Origin of the sequence: Streptomyces niphimycinicus (genome assembly GCF_018883605.1) — a bacterium.
Classification (GTDB): domain Bacteria; phylum Actinomycetota; class Actinomycetes; order Streptomycetales; family Streptomycetaceae; genus Streptomyces; species Streptomyces niphimycinicus.
In genome coordinates this window covers 1-2,474 of the sequence record NZ_JAHLEM010001169.1, presented here as the reverse complement: position 1 = coordinate 2,474, position 2,474 = coordinate 1, and the positions used below count along the sequence as shown (strand labels likewise).

General features: G+C 75.7%; 1 protein-coding gene. It reads right to left on the bottom strand.

Going from position 1 to position 2,474, the window contains the following annotated elements:
- Nucleotides 1-2,474, bottom strand: a 2,474-nt coding sequence (locus tag KN815_RS48570) for a type I polyketide synthase (RefSeq protein WP_216348134.1), incomplete at both ends; no start/stop codon positions are given.

The following is a 2,474-nucleotide window of genomic DNA, read 5'->3' as shown; positions in this document are numbered from 1 at the left end:
GGCCCTCGGCCGGGGACAGCGGCGGCAGTCCGGCCCGCCGCATCCGGCTGATGTCGGCCTCGTCCAGGCCACCGGCCATCCCGGCGCCCGCCCAGGGGCCCCAGGCAAGCGAGACGGCCGGGAGGCTCTCGGCGCGGCGGTGGGTGGCGAGGGCGTCCAGGAAGGCGTTGGCCGCCGCGTAGTTGCCCTGGCCGGGGGTGCCGAAGACGCCCGAGGCGGAGGAGAACAGCACGAAGGCCGTGAGGTCGAGGTCGCGGGTCAGCTCGTGGAGGTTCCACGCCGCGTCCACCTTCGGGCGCATGACGTGGTCGACGCGCTCGGGGGTGAGGGAGCCGATGACACCGTCGTCCAGCACACCTGCCGTGTGGACGACGGCGGTCAGCGGATGCTCGGCGGGGACGGTGGCGAGGGTCGCGGCGAGCGCGTCCCGGTCCGCCACATCGCAGGCGGCCCACACCACGTCGGCGCCCAACTCGCTCAGCTCGGCGGCGAGTTCGGCCGCACCCGGGGCCTGCTGGCCACGGCGGCTCACCAGCAGCAGATGCCGTACGCCACGCTCGGCCACCAGATGCCGGGCCACCAGACCGCCCAGCGAACCGGACGCGCCGGTCACCAGCACCGTGCCCTCGGAGTCGAAGGCGCCTTCGGTGGCCGCCGTCTCGTCCGCGATCGGCACCCTGGCCAGCCGCGGGATACGGGCGACGCCCGTACGGACGGCGAGCTGCTCCTCGCCCGCCGCCAGCGCGGCCGGAAGCGCCGTGAGCGACGCGTCGTGGCCGTCGATGTCCAGCAGGACGAAGCGGTCCGGGTTCTCGGCCTGCGCCGTGCGCAGCAGACCCCACACCGCCGACTGCGCCGGATCGCGCACCGGCTCGCCCTCGCCGAGGGTCAGGAACACCAGCCGCGAGGTGGCGAACCGCTCATCGGCCAGCCACGCCTGGGCCAGGCCCAGCGCCTCGGCCGTGGCCGCACGCACCGTGCCCGGCACCTCGTCGCCGCCCCGCGTGGACGGCGTCACGAACACGTACTCCGGTACGGCCGCCCCGGATGCCACGGCCTCGCCCAGCGCCGTGAAGTCCGCGTACGCCACGGCACCGGCACCGGCACCGGCGGACGCGAGTCCGAGGGCGTCCGCGCCGAGCACCGCCCACCGGCTGCCGCCGGGCGCTCCGGCGCCCGCTCCGGCCGGGAGTTCGGTCCACTCCACGCGGAACAGCGACTCGTGGTAGGCCGCCCGCGCGGCCCGCACCTGCTCCGCCGACACGGCGCGCAGGACCAGCGAGTCCACGGCGGCGACCGGCGCACCGGCCGAGTCCGCGATCTCCAGCCGGACCCCGTCCGCGCCCCGCAGCACCAGCCGCACCCGCAGCGCCGAGGCGCCGCTCGCGTACAGCGACACCCCGCTCCAGGCGAACGGCAGCCGCCCGCCCTGGCTGTCGCCGTCGCCCAGGCCGTCCATGCCGAGCGCGTGCAGCGCCGAGTCGAGCAGCGCCGGGTGCAGTCCGTACGCCTGCGCGTCGGAGGCGGCGGACTCGTCCAGCCGTACCTCCGCGAAGAGTTCGTCCCCGCGCCGCCAGGCGGCCGTGAGCCCCTGGAACACCGGGCCGTACCGCAGACCGCCGTCCGCGAGGGCCGCGTACAGCTCCTCGGTACGGGCCGCCTCGGCACCCTGCGGCGGCCACGCGGTCAGCGCGAACGACGGCCGGGGCGCGCCCGAGGCGAGCACACCGTCGGCGTGCCGCGTCCACGGCTCCTCGGCCGGGGCGTCCTCCGCGCGGGACAGCACGGTCAGGGCCCGCCGTCCGGCGCCGTCGGGCGCGCCGACCGTGAGCTGGAGCCGGACGCCACCGCGTGCGGGCAGCACCAGCGGGGCGTGCAGGGTCAGCTCGTCGAGCAGGTCACAGCCGACCTGGTCGCCGGCCCGGACGGCAAGCTCCACGAACGCGGTACCGGGCAGCACCACCGCATCCCGCACCACATGGTCGGCCAGCCACGGATGGGTATCCACACCCAGCCGACCCGTGAACACCAGCCCATCGGTCTCGGCCAGCGGCACCGCAGCGCCGAGCAGCGGGTGTCCGGCCGACTCCAGCCCCACGGAAGCCACATCGCCGACGTATCCGGCGCCCGGCTCCAGCCAGAACCGCTCATGCTGGAAGGCATACGTCGGCAGATCCACCTGATCCGCGCCCCGACCGGCGAAGAACCCGGCCCAGTCCACGGCCACACCGCGCACCTGCGCCCGGGCGACGGCGGTGGTCAGCGCCTCGGCCTCGGGGCGGTCCTTGCGCAGCGCGGAGATGAACGCGGCGTCCGACGCGGCATCGGTCACACACTCCTGCGCCATCGCGGTGAGCACACCGTCCGGGCCCAGCTCGACGAACGTCGTAACACCCTTGGCCTCAAGGGTGCGTACGCCGTCGAGGAAGCGGACGGCCTCGCGGACGTGGCGCACCCAGAAGTCGGCCGTCGTG